The sequence below is a fragment of the Actinobacillus ureae ATCC 25976 genome, from assembly GCF_000188255.1.
Lineage (GTDB): Bacteria > Pseudomonadota > Gammaproteobacteria > Enterobacterales > Pasteurellaceae > Actinobacillus > Actinobacillus ureae.
In genome coordinates this window covers 105,077-123,169 of sequence record NZ_GL831081.1, presented here as the reverse complement: position 1 = coordinate 123,169, position 18,093 = coordinate 105,077, and the positions used below count along the sequence as shown (strand labels likewise).

Genomic DNA, 18,093 nt, shown 5'->3' with positions numbered 1-18,093 from the left:
CAATCTAACTTTTTGGGGTCAGATCATTTTTCGCAAAATTTTGCAAGAAATTGACCTCTTGAGAAAGAAAAGCCTTACAGCTTACGCTTTGTGACTATCTTGATAGTCTTTCGCCGCTTTTACGAAACCGGCAAATAACGGGTGACCGTCACGTGGTGTTGAGGTAAATTCCGGGTGGAATTGTGCTGCCACAAACCATGGGTGATTTGGCACTTCAATAATTTCCACTAATTTACGATCCGCCGATAAACCGCTCACTTTTAAGCCTGCTGCTTCGATTTGTGGTAATAAAGTATTGTTAACTTCATAACGGTGACGATGGCGCTCAAGGATGGTTTCTGTACCATAAACTTCACGTGCTTTAGTACCTTCGATTAAGTGGCATTGTTGTGCGCCTAAACGCATTGTACCGCCTAAATCCGAATCGTCAGAACGTGTTTCCACATTACCTGACTCATCTTGCCATTCGGTAATCAAGCCAACTACCGGTTGCGGACAATCTTTATCAAACTCAGATGAATTTGCTTGGGTTAAACCTGCTACGTTACGTGCATATTCGATTAATGCAATCTGCATACCTAAACAAATACCTAAATAAGGAATTTTGTTCTTACGTGCATATTGTGCGGTACGGATTTTACCTTCCACACCACGGTAACCGAAACCGCCCGGCACTAAAATCGCATCTAAGCCATGGAGTAATTCAACACCTTTGGTTTCGATATCTTGTGAATCAATGTATTTAATATTGACCGTTAAGCGATTGGTTAAACCAGCGTGTTTTAACGCTTCGTTTACTGATTTATACGCATCTGGTAATTCAACATATTTACCTACCATACCGATCGTCACTTCGCCGGTTGGGTTCGCTTGGCGATAAAGCACTTGTTCCCATTCGCTTAAATCCGCTTCCGGACAATCTAAACGGAAACGATCGCAAACAAAGCTATCTAAGCCTTGTGATTTGAGTAATTCAGGAATACGGTAAATCGAATCCACGTCTTTTAATGAAATTACCGCACGTTCCGGCACGTTGCAGAATAATGCGATTTTTTTACGCTCATTGCTTAGAATTGCACGATCCGAACGGCAAATCAACACATCAGGCTGAATACCGATTGAAAGTAATTCTTTTACCGAGTGTTGAGTCGGTTTCGTTTTCACTTCGCCAGCAGTCGGAATATACGGCACTAAAGTTAAGTGCATAAACAAGGTTTTTTCACGACCGACATCCACTACTAACTGACGTAACGCTTCTAAGAACGGTAATGATTCGATATCGCCCACCGTACCGCCGACTTCAACGATAACCACGTCACGACCTTTACCGCCTTCAATCACGCGTTCTTTAATTTCATTGGTGATATGCGGAATCACTTGGATGGTCGCACCTAAATAATCGCCGCGACGTTCTTTGCGTAATACTTCAGAGTAAATTTTACCGCTGGTAAAGTTATTCGCTTTGCTCATTTTAGAACGAATAAAACGCTCATAGTGACCTAAGTCTAAGTCGGTTTCCGCACCGTCTTGCGTAACGAAAACTTCACCGTGTTGCGTTGGGCTCATTGTACCCGGGTCAACGTTGATATAAGGATCCAGCTTCATAATGGTTACGTTTAAACCACGAGCTTCAAGAATTGATGCGAGAGATGCAGCGGCAATACCTTTGCCTAAAGATGAAACAACACCGCCCGTCACGAAAATATAATTCGTTGCCATTTTGATCTGCCTTTGATAATCAGTTAAATAGATAAGAAAATTCGGAATGGATAGTAAAATAAAACTATCAGGACGGGAGCGTAGTATACAGTAAAAGGTATTTTTGTGCTATCGGAAAAATCAGCAAGCGGTTAAATTCAACGAAATTTTTACAACTTTATTTTGCAATAAAAAAGAAAAATTTGACCGCATTGTTCAATGCAGTAATTTTTGTGAACAAGATCAAAGAATAAGTGGTAACCGTTTCTATTTGCATAGGATTACATGGGATAATTTCTTATCTTTTTAAAATCTTAAGGAGCTTATATGAAACTCAAAAAACTTGCTTTATCTGCTGTTCTTTCTATGGCCTATGGCGATTTCAAGTGTGTATGCGGCGGAATTGCCGAATATTACAATTTTGGCAACCGGCGGAACGATTGCCGGCAGCGGACAAAGTGCCGTGAGTTCAGCCTATCAAGCAGGGCAATTAAACATCGATACGTTAATCGAAGCCGTACCAGAAATGAAAACACTAGCAAACATTAAAGGTGAACAAGTAGTCAAAATCGGTTCACAAGATATGAGTGACGAAGTATGGCTAAAATTAGCGAAAACCATCAATAATCAATGCGCTAATACGGACGGCTTTGTGATTACGCACGGTACGGATACAATGGAAGAAACTGCTTACTTCTGATATGACGGTAAAATGCGATAAAACGGTGGTGTTGGTCGGTGCAATGCGCCCTGCCACAGAAAAAAGCGCTGACGGCTCACTGAATTTATACAATTCGATTGTGGTGGCTAAAGATAAAAAATCGGCAAAACGTGGTGTGTTAGTCGCAATGAATGACGTAGTACTGGGTGCGAGAGACGTAACCAAAACCAGTACCACCGCCGTGCAAACATTTAGTTCGCCAAACTTCGGTACGCTCGGCTATATTCATAATAGCAAAGTCGATTACGAACGTGCACCGGAAAGCAAGCATACGCTAAATACCCCATTTAAGGTTGATAACCTGAATGAACTGCCGAAAGTTGGTATTATCTACGCTGCCGACCGAGCCGCTTAAAGCCTTACTAGATGCGGGTTACCAAGGTATTGTAGTTGCCGGTGTCGGTAATGGGAATATGAATGCGGCAAATTTAGCATTACTTGAACAAGCAGCGAAAAATGGTGTTGCGGTGGTTCGTTCTTCACGTGTACCAACCGGCTATACTACTCGTGATGCGGAAGTAGATGATTCTAAATATGGCTTTGCGGCATCAGGCATGCTAAATCCACAAAAAGCACGAGTTCTCTTACAACTTGCCTTAACCCAAACCAAAGACATCAATACAATTCAACAATATTTTGAAGACTTCTAGTTTTCAGCCATAAAAGCAAGCAGTCTATTTCTTGCAAAAAATTGCGAAAAATAGACTGCTTGTCTTTTCGTAACTGTCGCTTATTTTACAAAGCTATCAAAGGTTAACTCATAGTTATCGCCATCACGATTGTATGAAATATAACGAGGGAATTTTTCCCCTACATATTTTTTCACAGTAATCGCTTTTTGATCGCTGGTTTTAAAGCTATAAGTAATTTCTTGATAAGTTTGCCCTTTTACTTTAACTGTTTTCTGAACTTTATTTAATTTCACATTCGGTGTCGGGTATAACTTTTTACCGTTTGTCGTTTGAAAACTCGTTGGTAATTGATCGTAATAACTTAACTGGAATGCCGTTGTAAATAAATCAAATGTCGGCATTGTTAATGCCTCTTGTTTTAAAGGCTCTTTCACTTTGCCGTACTTAACCGTACTTGAATCAATCTCAGCCAACGCATAAGTTTTACCATTACGTGTATCACGGTAGCTCAACATATTAAATTGGCCGTTACGCTCCGTCCCTTTTGCTGAGAAAACAATGTTATATAGCGGCACATTAATTTTCGATTGAATCGAATACTGACCAGATCCATTTTTAAAATGCACATAAGCCGGCATTAAGTAATTCGAACTATATTTTATATTAAAGTCTTCTGCCCAAGCGGTTGAAATTAATGAAGAAATTGCAAAAAATGACAGCGCAATTTTTTTAAAAAAACTCATTTATTTTTCCTCTAATTTTGTACTTTCGAACAAACGAATAATAGCATTAATTTCTCGTAATTGTTCTGCTTTCTCTACTTGCATTTTGGTCAAATGCGGTGAGAAATAATTAATAAAATCATACATGTAATTACGTAGGAATGTGCCTCGTTTAAATGCGATTTGCGTCATACTTGATTGGAATAAATGGCTTGCATCTATCGCCACCAAATCACTATCCGCTTCGGTATATGCCATTGACGCCATAATCCCCACGCCTAAGCCTAAACGTGCATAGGTTTTAATCACATCCGCATCTGTTGCAGTAAACACAATATGCGGCAAAATACCCACTTTGTTAAATGCATGATCTAGATCAGACTGTCCGGTAAACCCGAAAGTATAAGTGATCAGATCATATTTACCTAGCTCTTCGACCGTTAAGTTCTGGCTTTGGTTCGCGAATTTGGCTAACGGATGATCCGGTTTAACAATTACTGAACGATTCCATAAATAACACGGCAATAAAATCGCATCTTCAAATAAATGCTGCGCTTCGGTTGTAATGGCGAGATCTACTTCTCCTGCCATTAGCGCATCATAGATTTGGCTTGGCGATCCTTGATGTAATTGCAAGCTAACTTCCGGATACTTAGTTTTAAATTTCTCGATAATCGGCGGTAATACATAACGCGCTTGCGTATTCGGGGTCGCAATTCTCAATACTCCACGGTTCGGACGAGTCTGCTCTTCCGCTACCGACTTAATACTTTGCGCCTTAACCAATAACTCTCGAGCAATTGCAACAATTTTCTCTCCAGAAGGCGTTAATCCTTTGATATGTTTACCATTTCGCTCAAAAATATTAATCCCTAGCTCACTTTCTAACAAACGCACTTGCTTACTGATCCCCGGTTGGGAAGTATAGAGCGTTTCAGCGGCTTCAGTAATATTCAGATTTTGGTTAACAATTTCAACGATATAACGTAACTGCTGTAATTTCATTGTTATTTTCCTTTTACGATTTCAATTAATTCGGCAATATCCGCAATTTCATAAGTCGGTCGAATCTGAGTATCATTCACTACTCTTGCATGATTAAACCAACAGCTATCAATTCCAGCATTATTGCCACCAAGTACATCGGAAGCCAACGTATCACCCACCATTAAGATCTTCGTTTTATCCGGCTCATCCATTAAAGCAAAAGCATATTCAAAAACTTGGCGATCCGGTTTTGCTGCACCGATTTGCTCTGAAACGGCAACAAACTCAAAAAAATGTTGCGTATTCGTATTCAATAATCGCTGTTGTTGCAACTCCGTAAAGCCATTGGTAATAATCCCCATTTTGACTTTGCCGTATAGCTGATTAAGCATTGCTATCACACCGTTTAGCGGTTTACTGACAAATGCCATCTCTGCCATAAGTTCTTGATTCAGCTGCAGTGCATCCACACCAGTTTGTACTGAAAGTTTAGCAAAACGACGCACTTGTATATCTTTTGCGGTAATTTCATTATTTTGATAAGCAACCCAAAGCGGTTTATTGACCGCTTGAAATTGCTCGTAATCTGCTTGGCTAAAGTCAATATGATAACGAGCAAGCATCGCTTTTAACCCATCATAAGAATTAAAAGAAAAAAGCGTTTCATCCGCATCAAATAAAATCCAACGATACTTCATCTATTTGTAGCTTCCTTCTATTTCATGCGTAATCCATTCAACAAAATGCTGTACTTTTGCCACTTCTTTCATTTGCGGCGGATAAACCACATAAAATGCTTTTTCATCATAAACATCTGTTACAAAAGGTTCGATTACCGATCCCTCTTCAATTTCATCTTGCGCAAGCATTCTGTTTGCAACCACAACGCCCTGACGATGTTTTGCCGCTTGAATTCCCATTGAAGTTGTGGAATACATAGGACCGGATTCCGCATCTATATGATTTAAATTCAGGTGTTCCGCCATTTGTTTCCATTTGGTATGAGAACATACATGAATTAAATTTTTCCCTTCTAAATCTTCCGGTTTACTAATCGGGTTTTCACGCAAATATTCTGGTGAAGCTAAGATCATAATTCGGGCTTGTACAAGTTCGATAGCCTCTAGGTTTTGCCAATTACCTGATCCATAATAAATAGCCACATCAATATCTTTACCCAGTAAGCCTTCATCTTGCGAAGCCGTCGTTAAACGCACTTCAATATCAGGGTACTTTTTATGAAACTCGTTAAGACGAGGTACTAACCAGTGCATACCAAATGAAGGTGTCGTACTGATTGAAAGAATTTGGCGACTATTTTTTAGTTTCACTTTTTCCGTTGCGCTGGCAATTTGTTCAAGAAGCGGTTGAATATCTTCAAAATATTGCGCACCGATTTCCGTGAGTTCTAAAAGTCGGTTACGACGATGGAATAACGATACACCTAAAAAATCTTCTAATAATTTGATTTGATGACTAACCGCCGCTTGAGTTACAAATAAATCATCAGCCGCCTTAGTAAAGTTAAGATGGCGAGCCGCTGATTCAAATGCTTTTAAGGCGTTTAGAGGGGGAAGTTTTTTATTCATAAGCAATAATTCTTTTTTTCCGTAGATAGCTCATTTCTATCGCATTATTTTTTTTGATAGTTAAAATTAAAATTTTTAGCTTGTCATGCTGGTGTAACATCACTATAATGCGACCGTACTTAGACGGATAGTGATAGTTGAACAGCAAAATATCATTTTTGCTAATTTAACTATTTCAGTTTTTTAAGTATGATGTTGTGTTTGCATATTGGTCTAGGAAACTAGGCTAGAGTAACATTTAGTTACTCGTTTCACTTCCTGTATATTTTGAACCCTTTTGGTTTATTAACCGCCCGATTTGGGCGGTTTTTTTCGTCTTGAATTCTCGCATTGTAACAGAAAGAATAAATCTCGCTAGTGGATAACGAGAATTTTCATTAAAATTTCTTATCTATTCGCAGAAAAAATAAAAAATATTATCAATCAAACCAAAAAATCAAACTTCATTCGCCATTAGCTATATAAACCTGCTATTTTGTAGTATCCTTTTAGTGAATTTTTATTAACTAAAGAGAAATACTTTGAGTAAACGTAGACTTACCCAAAATCAGCAACGCAGAATCAAATCAAACCATCATAAAAAAATCGCAAAACCTGAATTGGAATGGCAAGACGAAATGCTGGGCGAAGTTCAGCAAGGTATTGTGGTTACCCGCCATGCAAGGCACGCCGATGTCGAAACAGAACAAGGTGAAATTTATCGCTGTAATCTCCGCCGTACACTCAAAAATGTAGTCGTTGGCGATCTAGTGTCTTGGCGACAAGGTAGTGAGCAGTTACAAGGTATCAGCGGCGTAATTGAAGCAATTTACCCGCGTAAAAACGAGCTAAGCCGTCCTGATTATTATGACGGAATCAAAGTAATGGCGGCGAATATAGATCAAATCATTATTGTTTCGGCCGTATTGCCAACCCTTTCATTAAACATTATCGATCGCTACTTAGTGATTTGTGAGACGGCTAACATTCCTGCACTTATCGTGTTAAATAAAATTGACTTACTTTCGGAAGCAGAACGACAAGAAGTACAGAAACAATTAGCTATTTATAAAAATATCGGTTACGAAACCCTTTGTCTGTCTGCCGATACCGGTGAAAACATGGATAAATTAGACCGCTATTTGTCACGTGGCACTTCAATTTTCGTTGGTCAATCCGGGGTAGGAAAGTCGAGTTTTATCAACCAATTATTACCGGAAGCAAATGCGTTAACCGGAGCAGTGAGTGATATTTCGGGGTTAGGACAGCATACAACTACATCTTCTCGTTTATACCATTTACCGCAAGGGGGCAATTTAATTGACTCGCCGGGCATTCGTGAATTTGGTTTATGGCATTTAGAACCGGAGCAAATCACGCTTGGTTACCGTGAATTTCAATCGGTATTAGGTACGTGTAAGTTCCGAGATTGTAAACATAAATCGGATCCGGGCTGTGCAGTAAGAGAAGCGGTCGAAAAAGGCGAAATTAATGCAATTCGATTTGAAAATTATCATCGCTTAATTGAAAGCCGTGATGAAACCAAAAGTCAGCGTCATTTTAGAACTGAAGAATAAGAATCAGTAGCAATGAGTACAAATTTCATTTATCCTAATGCCCACTTGATCGCAGGTGTGGACGAAGTCGGTAGAGGCCCGTTAGTCGGTGCGGTAGTAACCGCTGCCGTTATTTTAGATCCGAATAATCCAATTGAAGGATTAGCCGACTCTAAAAAACTTTCAGAGAAGAAGCGTTTGCTTTTAGCGGAGGAAATTAAAGCAAAAGCGCTTTGTTGGTCTTTAGGGCGAGCCGAGCCGGAAGAAATCGATCAGTTGAATATTTTACACGCAACTATGCTCGCCATGCAGAGAGCGGTTGCTGGACTCAATATTTGGCCCGATTTCGTGTTGGTAGACGGCAACCATATTCCAACTTTACCGATGCCGGCACAAGCGGTCATAAAAGGAGATAGTTTAGTTGCCGAGATCAGTGCCGCTTCCATTTTAGCGAAAGTTGCCCGAGATCAGGAAATGGATGAATTAGATAAGCAATATCCGGAATACGGTTTTGCAAAACATAAAGGCTATCCGACTAAACTACATTTTGAAAAACTGGAACAATTTGGGGCAACCCCTTTTCACCGAAAGAGCTTCGCCCCAGTGAAGAAAATCTTAGGTTTATAAATGTTAGAACTACTACTTGAACCATTCCAATATAACTATATGCAAAAAGCGATTTTTGTCAGTATGGGCGTTGGTGTGGTTTGTGCATTTCTCTCTGCCTTTTTAATGTTAAAAGGCTGGTCTTTAATTGGTGACGCCCTTTCACATGCCGTGGTACCGGGCGTTGCTATCGCTTATGCGTTAAAACTTCCCTATGCATTCGGTGCATTTTTTTCCGGTATTCTTGCCGCTCTTTCTATTTTATGGGTAAAAAGCATTACTCGCATAAAAGAAGATTCGGTTATCGGCTTTATCTTCACGACCTTCTTTGCACTGGGAATGTTTATTGTATCGCTTAACCCTACTTCAGTTGATGTTGATGCGATTGTAATGGGCAATATTCTCGGCATTGCCGATGAAGATTTATGGCAAGTTGCGATTATTATCGGATTATCGTTACTGGGGCTGATTTTCTTTTGGAAAGATTTACTGCTTACTTTTTTTGATGAACATCATGCGCTGTCTGTAGGACTTTCTCCTCTTCGCTACAAAATCTTATTCTTTACTTTATTAAGTGCTTGTGTCGTGGTGGCATTACAAACAGTCGGCGCAATCTTAGTGATTGCTATGGTCGTTACCCCGGGTGCAACCGCATATTTGCTAACGGACAGATTCCCTCGTTTAGTCACTATCGCGATTCTTATCGGCAGCCTCAGCAGTGGAATCGGAGCTTATCTCAGTTACTTTTTAAATGGTGCGACCGGCGGCGTAATTGTCTGCTTACAAACCTTTATCTTTTTACTGGCTTTTTGCTTTGCGCCTAAATACGGTTTAATCAGCCAAAAACGTAAGCGTTTGGAGGCTATCAATGAATGAGTTAGTGCTATGGTTTATTGAGCCTTTTGAATTTGAATTTATGCAAACCGCTTTATTTACTGCGGTATTAGTCGCTTCCGTTTGTGCGGTATTATCCTGCTATTTAATTTTGAAAGGCTGGTCATTAATGGGCGATTCGATTTCGCACGCAGTATTACCGGGAGTCGTCGTATCAAGCCTGTTAGGACTTCCTCTAGCTGTCGGTGCATTTGCTTCCGGATTATTTTGTGCGATTTCCGTCGGTTATCTCAAAGAAAACTCTCGTTTAAAAGAAGACACCATTATGGGCATCACGTTTGCCGGCTTATTTGCATTCGGTATCGTGCTTTTTACCGCTTTACCTACCGAGCAACATCTTACCCACTTATTATTCGGTAATTTACTTGGCGTGACTCAAGCCGAATTAATTCAAACCATGATTATTTGTGCGATAACCTTTAGCATGATTATCTTCAAACGCAAAGATTTCTTGCTTTATTGCTTCGATAGTAGACACGCTAAAGTTATCGGTTTACCGGTCAAATGGTTGCACTATGGCTTACTTGCACTGTTGGCCTTAACCATCATTAGCGCAATGCAAGTTGTTGGTGTGATTTTGGTTGTTGCAATGCTAATTGCCCCGGGTATTACCGCCTACCAACTGTCAAACCGCTTTGATTATATGTTAGTCATCGCAATGACGATAGCCATCAGTTCATCTGTTTTCGGCACGATCTTAAGCTATCATATTGATGCGGCAACCGGCCCGACAATTATTCTCATTCAGTCCAGTCTCTTTGTTTTAGCACTATGTTTTAGCCGTCTAAAGACTCACAAGCGGTCAAATTTTTGTACAAATTTGCAAAATAGCGCAAAACAATAGAGAATTATTGCTTATAACTTATATGAAGAGGAATCCTATTATGACGAAAAACTATGAAGAAACGATTTTCAGTAAAATTATTCGCAAAGAAATCCCAGCTTCAATCGTATATCAAGACGAATTAGTCACTGCATTTCGTGATATTTCACCGCAAGCACCGACTCACATTCTCATCGTGCCGAATAAATTAATTCCAACCGTAAACCATGTAGAAGCGGAAGATGAATTAGCATTAGGTCGCTTATTTACGACTGCAGCAAAAATTGCCAAAGAAGAAGGCATTGCAGAAGACGGCTATCGTTTAATTATGAATTGTAACGTACATGGCGGTCAGGAAGTATTTCACATCCATATGCATTTAGTTGGCGGTGAACCTTTAGGCAAAATGTTAAGTAATAAATAGTATGAAACATTTAAAATCTTATTGGCTATTAGCAATTTTTTCGCTTTTTTTGACCGCTTGCGGCAGTAATCCGCAAAGTTATATCAAAGGAAAATCAGAGCCGATTGTAAATATTGAAGCGCAAATTGCACCTATTATTAACGTTGAAGTGGAAAGTGAAAAGTTCTCTATCGCGAACTTGAGTGAGCAACCGCTTAATTTATCCTATAAGTTATTTTGGTATGATAAACAAGGCGTTACACAAAACAGTGATGATACTTCTCCTCAGCTTTGGCAGAAACTTTGGTTAGATAGCAAGCAATCTCAAACGTTACAGCTTGAAAAGCCGACTAATGAGAGCGATAACTATCGTGTCTATTTACGTGGTAGCCGATGAATGCCCTCGCTTGGCTTGAGAGCCAACAACAAGCGGTCATTTTTCGCAAAAATTTAGCCGGTTTGACCGCTTGTAGCCAACAGATTCAGCTCGCCTCCGGCGAGCGATTTGTTTTACGCCAACAAAATGAGCGAGCAACAGCTTTTGGGATCAATTATGCTCAAGAAGCACAAATTTTACACTATTTAACCCGCTTACCCTTTACACCAAAGGTCTATTACCATAACGAAAATTCCAGTTTATTGACTTGGATAGAGGGTAATACACCTAGCTGTTTTAGTTCGTCATTATTAGATAAATTGGCATTACAACTTGCCGAACTACATCTTTTTCCTATTGATGAATCACTGGCAAAGCTCGATCTTGCTGAGCGCTGTCAATTTTTATGGCAGAAACTCTCTGTTCAACAACAAGCACTATTGAGATTTCATCCCCCATTTCAAACAATTCAACCTTTTACACAAGCAATCTGCCATCATGATTTGCATTTAGGTAATTTTATTGAAAAAAATGACCGCTTGTATCTGATTGATTGGGAATATAGTGCCGTATCGGATCCGGCATTAGAGATTGCGATGCTTTTTAGTGCGAATGCTCAGATACTCAACGAACAACAACAAATTGATTTTCTTCGCTTGTATCTACAAGCAACAAAGTTTGATGAGAAAGGTTTTAAACAAAAAATGGCAGAATATCATTCTGCCATTAATCAGTTAAATCAATTATGGTTTGCGATTCTCGAACCATAAAAACTATTTTAAGAATGGATTATGCAGTTTCTCACGTCCAATTGTGGTGTGAGGGCCATGACCAGCAACGACAATAAAATCATCATACAAGTCAAACATTTTGGTACGAATCGTATCAAGTAATACATCTAAACTGCCTAGATAAAGATCGGTACGTCCAATACTGTCTTTAAATAACACATCACCACTAAAAGCGATTTTATTTTCAAAATCAAAAAAACCAATATGTCCCGGAGCATGTCCCGGCAAATGACGTACACTAAAACGTAGCGCTCCGACTTCCACCACATCACCTTCATTTAGCCAATGATCCGGTAAAAATGCTTTAACTGGAGGAAGACCGAACATTTCACACATTTGAGGCAACTGCTCAAATAGCGGCTTATCATCAATATGAGAACCATATACTTCCACACCAAAATGATCTCTGACTTTTTCAACCGCCATAATATGATCTAAATGACCATGGGTGAGTAATAACTTTCGTACTTTTAGATTTTGTAATTCAACAAACTGAATGATTTTATCTGCACTATCGCCTGCATCAATAATAGCGGCATTTTTATTATCATCCCAAATAATACTGCAGTTTTGCTGAAAAGCACTTACTGGGATAATTTGTAAATTAAACATAAAATTTTACCGCTTATCTAACCGCGCCAAGTACGAACTGGACCAGTATCTACATGAACAAAATTACTGCGCGGATAATAACCAACACCACCATTATGCAAACTTTCTGCTGCGGCTCTTACTTTAGCAAGCGGAACACCTGATACTCGAAAATCCACAGCTTGACCACGAATATGGTAGCTATTACTTGCCACACCGCGTTGTGTTCGATGCATTCTTGCGTTTGTTTTCGCCGAACGATAGCCACTTAATACTTGAATTTCTGCGTTACGGAAACCTAAACGTTGCTGAATTTGATTTAATTTCACGAATAACATTGGGTCAATGCGTTTAATTTGGTTTGTGTGTCGGTCACGCATTAAGTGATTTAATTGATGTAAATCCGCTACAGACAAATGCCCACCATGAAACTTGGCAGCATAAGTATCACCGGTATTAATATTTCGGAAGCGTAACGCTAACGGAGCAGGTGTCGAAAGTGCTGCCATCACTTTACCAGGCAATAAACTTGCCCCTAAAACAAGACCACCTAGTGACAACCACTTACGGCGTTGAACATTAGTTTGATTCATTGAACTGTCCTCATTATCACAAGTAATGATTGATAGTAGATTACTCCATTCGAATAATTTACTATCAGCCATAAATAAAGGCTTATTATTCATAAGCCCTTTTGGCTCACTCTAAAAAATAAAGTTCCGAGAAGCAAGCCTTACTTCTCGGAAATTTTTATATTTGTGAATTAGATCACACTTTTAACTTTGCTCCAATTCACCGCATTCTTCGGAATAGAGGTATCAAATTTATATATATCAGGTAATGTATATACCTTACCGTTCTCTGCCCATGCCGTAACATAGTATAAATAGACCGGATTATCCGAACGAATATTCGCAGAGGTGGTTTTCTGGCTTGCTAATACTTTTTGTTTTCTGTCCATACTCCAACCAGCTTCTTTCAATAAGATGCTTGCAAGATCATCAGAACGTTCAACACGCACACAACCAGAACTTAATGCTCGATCCGTTTTACCAAATAAACCACGATTCGGGGTATCGTGTAGATAAATCGCATCCGAACTTGGCATATTAAATTTAAAACGGCCTAATGCACTATCATCCCCTGCTTTTTGGCGAATACGATAAGGAATATTCTTACTATTCACATATTGCGACCAATTCACGCTGCGAGGATTAATTTTATTACCTTTTCTGTCAAAAATTTCATAGCCGGCAGAACCCGCAAATCCCGGATTTCTAGCTAGCTTCGGAATAATATCTTTAGTCAAAATTGTCGGTGGAATATTCCAAGGCGGATTAACCACAACATTGCTTAGCTTGCTATACATCACCGGTGTACGGCGGTCATCACGACCAACAATCACCTTAGATTGTAGCGCTAACTGACCATCACGGAAGTAAAATAGTTGGTAACTTGGGATATTTACGAAGATACCGTTATTAAAACTTGGGATAATACGTAAACGCTGTGCATTTAAAGCGAGTTTATAAAACGTATCATTACCTGTTGTTGCTGTCGCTTCAGGTGTTTTTGCTTTCTTGGCTTTAGTTGCCTTTTTCACATTACCTGATGCTGACATCGATAATACACGTTGTGCAGTTTCTTGATAAATGTGGTTTCGAGGCACTAAATTAGCAATAAATTGACCTGAACGCCCTTCTTGAACAGCATTTACCCATTGATTAACCAGCTCAGCACTCGGTGCTTTCGGCGTGTAACTGCCTAGGTTATATAGCCACTGGTTCGCATTTTTAAAAACTTTTTTGTTATAGTACAGATAATCTAAAAAACTATCCGTTAATAACATATCACGAGCCGGACCTTCCGGTTGATTTAGTATCTGTTGTAACGCTCTTGCTGATTTAGCTGATACACCGCTTACAGCCAACAAAGCATATTCTTTGATAAATTGCTTTTCTGCCGCTTTATCATTCCACATATTCGCAAAAGCATTATCTAAATAAACTTTAGCCGTTGTTTTACTTAACAGTAATGTATTAGCACCTACTGTTTGCTGTACTTTTGCTTCTGCTTCCGCTAGCTTTCTAGCTTCTTCTTGGCGAATTTGTTCTTGCTCAAATACATAATCCGCACGTTTTGCTAATTCTGCAGCACGAGCATGCTGAGCCGCAAAACTTAATTGAGGTAAAATCGCATCTTGCGCAATAGGCGCTGCAGCAACATTTGATTGCCCTACCGGGACAACCGTGGCTGATTGCTCAGACACACCTGTTGCAACCGGAGCAGTTTCCGCCATAGCCATGCTAGAAAGCATTAACGCCAGCAACAATTTAAAGGTTTGCACCTTATTCATACTAAATCCTTAGAACCGAGATTGTAAAAATTCATAAAAAGCAGACCGCTTAACTCTCGTTAAGCGGCAGTTGATTTAATATATTATAATCGATTTTATGACTTCTTATCAATTTCTAGCCAATCGACCACCATTTTCTCAGCTTCTTTCAAGAAGAAATCTGGCGCTTCGTAATCTTTAGGTAACGCATCAAGATCTTTTAACGGCTTTTTACCTTCTCGTGCAAAACGAGCATTTAGATCTTTTAAGCGTTTCGCTTCATCCGATTTATTTTCTTTTTGACGTTCCGCTAAGTTAAGAGATGTAAATTTACGTGCATCTCTTTCTTTACGAATAGTAATGTCCTCATTCAAAGTAACGAATTCAGGATCCTTCGCAATTCGTGCTTCATGCTTAGCGGTTAAAGTAGAAACCGCATCGCGTGCATGCCCTGCCGCCTGATAAGTTGCTGCAGGAATCTTATCCCATGGTAATGCGTTATCTTCAAAGCTTTCACCAGTTTTTTCCGCATTAATCACTTCTGGGAATTTGATATCTGCTTCAACACCTTTTAGCTGGGTGCTTCCACCGTCAATACGATAGAATTTCTGAATCGTATATTGAATAAAGCCTAGCGGTTCTTGATCTAAGTCGTACACGAAGTTTAACGAACGACTTTGTTGAACCGTGCCTTTACCAAAGGTTTGTTGTCCGACAATAATTGCACGATTGTAATCTTGCATTGCCGCCGCAAAAATCTCAGATGCTGAAGCACTATGACGGTTAATCATTACCATAATTTTACCGTCATAAAGCGATTTATCCGCTTCCGGATCTTCATGGACTTTGATTCGGTTGAAAGCATCACGAACTTGAACAACTGGACCATCTTTAATGAATAATCCTGTCAACTCCACTACTTCCGTTAATGAACCACCACCATTTTTACGTAAATCGATAATCAAACCGTCAGCTTTTTTGGTTTTCATATCATCTAATAATTTACGTACATCATTGGTTAATCCAATATAGAATGTCGAAATTTTGATAACCGCAATGTTTTTACCTGCAATTTTCTCAACGGTTAACTTCGCTGCACTATCTTCTAGACGCACTTTATCACGAGTTAAAGTAATAATTTTCGTTTTCCCGCCTTTTTCCGGCTCAATTTCTAAACGAACTTTACTGCCTTTTTTACCTTTGATTTTGTCAACAACGTCATCTAAACGCCAGCCGATAACATCTTCAATCTCGCCTTTTTCCTGCCCCACGCCGACAATTTTGTCTCCTACGGCAATCTTCTTGCTGCGAGCTGCCGGTGCTCCCGGTACTAGCGATTTAATTGAAGTAACATCATCTTCCATTGCAAGTGTCGCACCGATACCTTCTAACGAAAGATTCATGCTTTCTTGGAATGCTTTCGCTGCACGAGGTGATAAATAACTGGTATGCGGATCAATTTCACGCGCAAATGCATTTAAATACGTTTGTAAAATATCATCTGCTTTTACTTGCGTAAGACGTTTAATCGCTAAGTTATAGCGTTTAGTTAAAGTCTTTTTAATTTCCGGCCATTTTTTATCTTTAAGATACAAACTGATAACATCGTTCTTAACACGCTGCTCCCATAATTTATTCGCGTCTTCCGTGGTGGTTGGGAAAGGAGCTTTATCACGCTCATTTTCAATTTGATCAGCGGCTTTTAAATCCGGCTCTTTGTCTAAAAGTGAAAGGGCATATTTATAGCGCTCATAGCGACGCTTTGTCATAAGATCATAGATTTCAAATGCCGAATCCAATTTACCTTCATACAATTCTTCATCGAGCTTTGTTGCGTATTTGGCACGCATTGCATCGATTTCCGATTGTAAAAAAGTATTGTGCGAGCCATCTAACCAATCGATATAACGATTAAAAATCTTGTTTGCAAACTCATCATCTAATTTAAATTTATGATAATGAGACTGAGTTAAACGTGCGGTAACTCGTTTAGTAGAAAGACTATGTTGCTCTGTTGGTTTAGGGGTAACTAATGCACTTTCTTTAATCTGTGGTTTAACTGCAAAAGCAGTGCTAATCATGGAACCAAGACAAACTGCAATGAGTCGGCTAAGTTTATTAATTTTCATAAAAATCCTAATTCATTATGAGATATGCCCAAGTAAATGGGATAAGCGATGTTTGCAAATCTCATTGCTTATCCCTATTACTTAAAGACTAGAATTATTTATTACCTTTACTAAATTTATTCGTTAATGCAGCAAGGCTTTCTGCTGTTGCTTTCGCAGGAACTTCTTTAGAAATACGTGGCGCTTTTTTTGCACGCACATCCACACGTTTTTTCATTTTTTCTTCACCTGCTTTTTTCTTAAAGAACTCTTTACGTTGTTCTTTTCTTTGTTCAGCTTTACGAGCGGCGTATGCTTCTTTTGCAACCGCTAATGATTGTGCTGCATGTTCAGCTTGCGCTTCATCAACGATACCAGCATCTTCACCTTGTAAACTGACACGTTGAGCATTCGCAGTACAAGCAGCAAGATAACGCCAGCTCATAGTATAAGTACGTAATGCTTGACGTAATAATGTTTTACTGACCTTTTCATCATCTACCAGAGCTTCGGCTAAATCTTGGAAAAGACCGACTTTTAATGGCTTAGTATCTCCTTCAATACTAAAACAAAGTGGGAATTTGTCCGCTAAATATGCGATTACTTCTTTCACACTTGGGTTTGTTTTGTTGCCATTCTGTGTTTTTACTTGTTGTTCTGACATAATATTTTCTCTGTTAAAATTTAAGTCTAGATAAATGTTTAGCTTAATTATGAAGCCTCAGCTCGTTACTATATTTTATTTAGGGCGGCTAGTCTATATAAAATCAAAATCTTTCCACCACGAGTTTATGTTAGACAAGAATATTCCTTCAGGTTTCGTAAATAATTTAAAAAAGCATTTGCTTTAATGATTAATTGGTGTTCTAATCGACTTGCTCTCGTAGCGTTATTAGTTCGATTCTTTCTATGTTGTTTTCCTTTCTATAAATCATTTCGATTTTCCGAGAGTTCTTCACCGATAAATCTCTAATCTCCAAATAAACGTGTAGCAATTCTTTTTATTAAATTTCTATAAGGAAAATCTTATGTCTAAAGCAACAGGTATCGTTAAATGGTTCAATTCAACTAAAGGTTTCGGTTTCATTACTCCGGATCAAGGCGGTAAAGATATTTTCGTTCACTTCTCTGGTATTGTTGGTTCAAACTTCCGTACCTTAGAAGAAGGTGCAAAAGTTGAATTTGAAGTACAAGATTCTGATCGTGGCCCATCAGCGGTAAACGTGAAAGCACTTTAATCTTAAAATGCTTATTAAAATTTTAAAGCCAGCACTTGATCTGA

General features: G+C 39.1%; 18 protein-coding genes and 1 pseudogene. 9 read left to right on the top strand and 10 right to left on the bottom strand.

Going from position 1 to position 18,093, the window contains the following annotated elements; genetic code table 11:
- Window positions 1–81: 81 nt before the first annotated feature.
- Window positions 82–1,719, bottom strand: coding sequence for a glutamine hydrolyzing CTP synthase (gene pyrG / locus HMPREF0027_RS08425; protein ID WP_005624195.1), 1,638 nt, complete (start codon window positions 1,717–1,719; stop codon window positions 82–84).
- 306 nt (window positions 1,720–2,025) lie between these two features.
- On the opposite strand from pyrG, the pseudogene ansB reads away from it, so the two are divergent.
- Window positions 2,026–3,069, top strand: a pseudogene (gene ansB, locus HMPREF0027_RS08420) (L-asparaginase 2).
- 80 nt (window positions 3,070–3,149) lie between these two features.
- Here the strand turns inward: ansB and HMPREF0027_RS08415 are convergent.
- Genes HMPREF0027_RS08415 through HMPREF0027_RS08400 form a run of 4 tightly spaced genes read right to left on the bottom strand, consistent with a single transcriptional unit; the run spans window position 3,150 to window position 6,349 of the window.
- Complete coding sequence (locus tag HMPREF0027_RS08415) at window positions 3,150–3,794, bottom strand: hypothetical protein (RefSeq protein WP_005624190.1); 645 nt, start codon at window positions 3,792–3,794, stop codon at window positions 3,150–3,152.
- Window positions 3,795–4,778, bottom strand: a complete 984-nt coding sequence (gene cysB / locus HMPREF0027_RS08410; protein ID WP_005624188.1) for an HTH-type transcriptional regulator CysB — start codon at window positions 4,776–4,778, stop codon at window positions 3,795–3,797.
- Window positions 4,779–4,780: 2 nt separating this feature from the next.
- Window positions 4,781–5,458: a pyrimidine 5'-nucleotidase gene (gene yjjG, locus HMPREF0027_RS08405; protein ID WP_005624186.1), complete on the bottom strand. Its 678-nt coding sequence runs from the start codon at window positions 5,456–5,458 to the stop codon at window positions 4,781–4,783.
- Window positions 5,459–6,349: a transcriptional regulator GcvA gene (locus tag HMPREF0027_RS08400; RefSeq protein ID WP_005624183.1), complete on the bottom strand. Its 891-nt coding sequence runs from the start codon at window positions 6,347–6,349 to the stop codon at window positions 5,459–5,461.
- 521 nt (window positions 6,350–6,870) lie between these two features.
- Between HMPREF0027_RS08400 and rsgA the strand changes: the two genes are divergently transcribed.
- From rsgA to HMPREF0027_RS08365, 7 genes are read left to right on the top strand one after another with little or no spacing between them, the layout of a single operon-like run.
- Window positions 6,871–7,905, top strand: a complete 1,035-nt coding sequence (gene rsgA / locus HMPREF0027_RS08395; protein ID WP_005624180.1) for a small ribosomal subunit biogenesis GTPase RsgA — start codon at window positions 6,871–6,873, stop codon at window positions 7,903–7,905.
- Between the two features lie 12 nt (window positions 7,906–7,917).
- Window positions 7,918–8,511 carry a ribonuclease HII gene (rnhB, locus tag HMPREF0027_RS08390; RefSeq protein ID WP_005624177.1) on the top strand — a complete coding sequence of 198 codons (594 nt, stop codon included), beginning with the start codon at window positions 7,918–7,920 and terminating at the stop codon, window positions 8,509–8,511.
- Complete coding sequence (locus HMPREF0027_RS08385) at window positions 8,512–9,366, top strand: metal ABC transporter permease (protein WP_005624174.1); 855 nt, start codon at window positions 8,512–8,514, stop codon at window positions 9,364–9,366.
- Complete coding sequence (locus HMPREF0027_RS08380; RefSeq protein ID WP_005624171.1) at window positions 9,359–10,228, top strand: metal ABC transporter permease; 870 nt, start codon at window positions 9,359–9,361, stop codon at window positions 10,226–10,228. Before HMPREF0027_RS08385 ends, HMPREF0027_RS08380 begins: the two co-directional genes overlap by 8 nt.
- Window positions 10,229–10,268: 40 nt before the next feature.
- Window positions 10,269–10,631 carry a purine nucleoside phosphoramidase gene (gene hinT, locus HMPREF0027_RS08375; protein WP_044024482.1) on the top strand — a complete coding sequence of 121 codons (363 nt, stop codon included), beginning with the start codon at window positions 10,269–10,271 and terminating at the stop codon, window positions 10,629–10,631.
- 1 nt (window position 10,632) lies between these two features.
- Window positions 10,633–11,007, top strand: coding sequence for a YcfL family putative periplasmic lipoprotein (locus HMPREF0027_RS08370; RefSeq protein ID WP_005624165.1), 375 nt, complete (start codon window positions 10,633–10,635; stop codon window positions 11,005–11,007).
- Window positions 11,004–11,756, top strand: coding sequence for an LPS biosynthesis choline kinase (locus HMPREF0027_RS08365; protein ID WP_005624162.1), 753 nt, complete (start codon window positions 11,004–11,006; stop codon window positions 11,754–11,756). The genes HMPREF0027_RS08370 and HMPREF0027_RS08365 overlap by 4 nt, the downstream gene beginning before the upstream one ends.
- 3 nt (window positions 11,757–11,759) lie before the next feature.
- Here HMPREF0027_RS08365 and HMPREF0027_RS08360 read toward each other — a convergent pair whose 3' ends face one another.
- From HMPREF0027_RS08360 to proQ, 5 genes are all read right to left on the bottom strand, one after another.
- Window positions 11,760–12,389 carry an MBL fold metallo-hydrolase gene (locus tag HMPREF0027_RS08360; RefSeq protein WP_005624160.1) on the bottom strand — a complete coding sequence of 210 codons (630 nt, stop codon included), beginning with the start codon at window positions 12,387–12,389 and terminating at the stop codon, window positions 11,760–11,762.
- 17 nt (window positions 12,390–12,406) lie between these two features.
- Window positions 12,407–12,961, bottom strand: a complete 555-nt coding sequence (gene mepK / locus HMPREF0027_RS08355; RefSeq protein WP_014992010.1) for a peptidoglycan L,D-endopeptidase MepK — start codon at window positions 12,959–12,961, stop codon at window positions 12,407–12,409.
- Window positions 12,962–13,131: 170 nt separating this feature from the next.
- Window positions 13,132–14,724, bottom strand: a complete 1,593-nt coding sequence (locus HMPREF0027_RS08350) for a L,D-transpeptidase family protein (protein WP_005624154.1) — start codon at window positions 14,722–14,724, stop codon at window positions 13,132–13,134.
- Window positions 14,725–14,819: 95 nt separating this feature from the next.
- Window positions 14,820–16,832, bottom strand: coding sequence for a carboxy terminal-processing peptidase (prc, locus tag HMPREF0027_RS08345; protein WP_005624151.1), 2,013 nt, complete (start codon window positions 16,830–16,832; stop codon window positions 14,820–14,822).
- Window positions 16,833–16,926: 94 nt separating this feature from the next.
- Window positions 16,927–17,475 (bottom strand): RNA chaperone ProQ, encoded by a 549-nt coding sequence (gene proQ, locus HMPREF0027_RS08340; protein WP_005624149.1) that lies wholly within the window; start codon window positions 17,473–17,475, stop codon window positions 16,927–16,929.
- 364 nt (window positions 17,476–17,839) lie between these two features.
- On the opposite strand from proQ, the gene cspE reads away from it, so the two are divergent.
- Window positions 17,840–18,049: a transcription antiterminator/RNA stability regulator CspE gene (gene cspE, locus HMPREF0027_RS08335; protein ID WP_005624145.1), complete on the top strand. Its 210-nt coding sequence runs from the start codon at window positions 17,840–17,842 to the stop codon at window positions 18,047–18,049.
- Window positions 18,050–18,093 lie beyond the last annotated feature (44 nt).

What these genes read in the sequence shown, in the direction of transcription:
- cspE (WP_005624145.1), top strand. Translation starts at nt 17,840, where the DNA reads ATGTCTAAAGCAACAGGTATCGTTAAATGGTTCAATTCAACTAAAGGT.
- pyrG (WP_005624195.1), bottom strand. Translation starts at nt 1,719, where the DNA reads ATGGCAACGAATTATATTTTCGTGACGGGCGGTGTTGTTTCATCTTTA.
- yjjG (WP_005624186.1), bottom strand. Translation starts at nt 5,458, where the DNA reads ATGAAGTATCGTTGGATTTTATTTGATGCGGATGAAACGCTTTTTTCT.
- HMPREF0027_RS08365 (WP_005624162.1), top strand. Translation starts at nt 11,004, where the DNA reads ATGAATGCCCTCGCTTGGCTTGAGAGCCAACAACAAGCGGTCATTTTT.
- hinT (WP_044024482.1), top strand. Translation starts at nt 10,269, where the DNA reads ATGACGAAAAACTATGAAGAAACGATTTTCAGTAAAATTATTCGCAAA.
- HMPREF0027_RS08385 (WP_005624174.1), top strand. Translation starts at nt 8,512, where the DNA reads ATGTTAGAACTACTACTTGAACCATTCCAATATAACTATATGCAAAAA.
- HMPREF0027_RS08400 (WP_005624183.1), bottom strand. Translation starts at nt 6,349, where the DNA reads ATGAATAAAAAACTTCCCCCTCTAAACGCCTTAAAAGCATTTGAATCA.
- HMPREF0027_RS08370 (WP_005624165.1), top strand. Translation starts at nt 10,633, where the DNA reads ATGAAACATTTAAAATCTTATTGGCTATTAGCAATTTTTTCGCTTTTT.
- HMPREF0027_RS08360 (WP_005624160.1), bottom strand. Translation starts at nt 12,389, where the DNA reads ATGTTTAATTTACAAATTATCCCAGTAAGTGCTTTTCAGCAAAACTGC.
- mepK (WP_014992010.1), bottom strand. Translation starts at nt 12,961, where the DNA reads ATGAATCAAACTAATGTTCAACGCCGTAAGTGGTTGTCACTAGGTGGT.
- rnhB (WP_005624177.1), top strand. Translation starts at nt 7,918, where the DNA reads ATGAGTACAAATTTCATTTATCCTAATGCCCACTTGATCGCAGGTGTG.
- cysB (WP_005624188.1), bottom strand. Translation starts at nt 4,778, where the DNA reads ATGAAATTACAGCAGTTACGTTATATCGTTGAAATTGTTAACCAAAAT.
- proQ (WP_005624149.1), bottom strand. Translation starts at nt 17,475, where the DNA reads ATGTCAGAACAACAAGTAAAAACACAGAATGGCAACAAAACAAACCCA.
- prc (WP_005624151.1), bottom strand. Translation starts at nt 16,832, where the DNA reads ATGAAAATTAATAAACTTAGCCGACTCATTGCAGTTTGTCTTGGTTCC.
- HMPREF0027_RS08380 (WP_005624171.1), top strand. Translation starts at nt 9,359, where the DNA reads ATGAATGAGTTAGTGCTATGGTTTATTGAGCCTTTTGAATTTGAATTT.
- HMPREF0027_RS08415 (WP_005624190.1), bottom strand. Translation starts at nt 3,794, where the DNA reads ATGAGTTTTTTTAAAAAAATTGCGCTGTCATTTTTTGCAATTTCTTCA.
- HMPREF0027_RS08350 (WP_005624154.1), bottom strand. Translation starts at nt 14,724, where the DNA reads ATGAATAAGGTGCAAACCTTTAAATTGTTGCTGGCGTTAATGCTTTCT.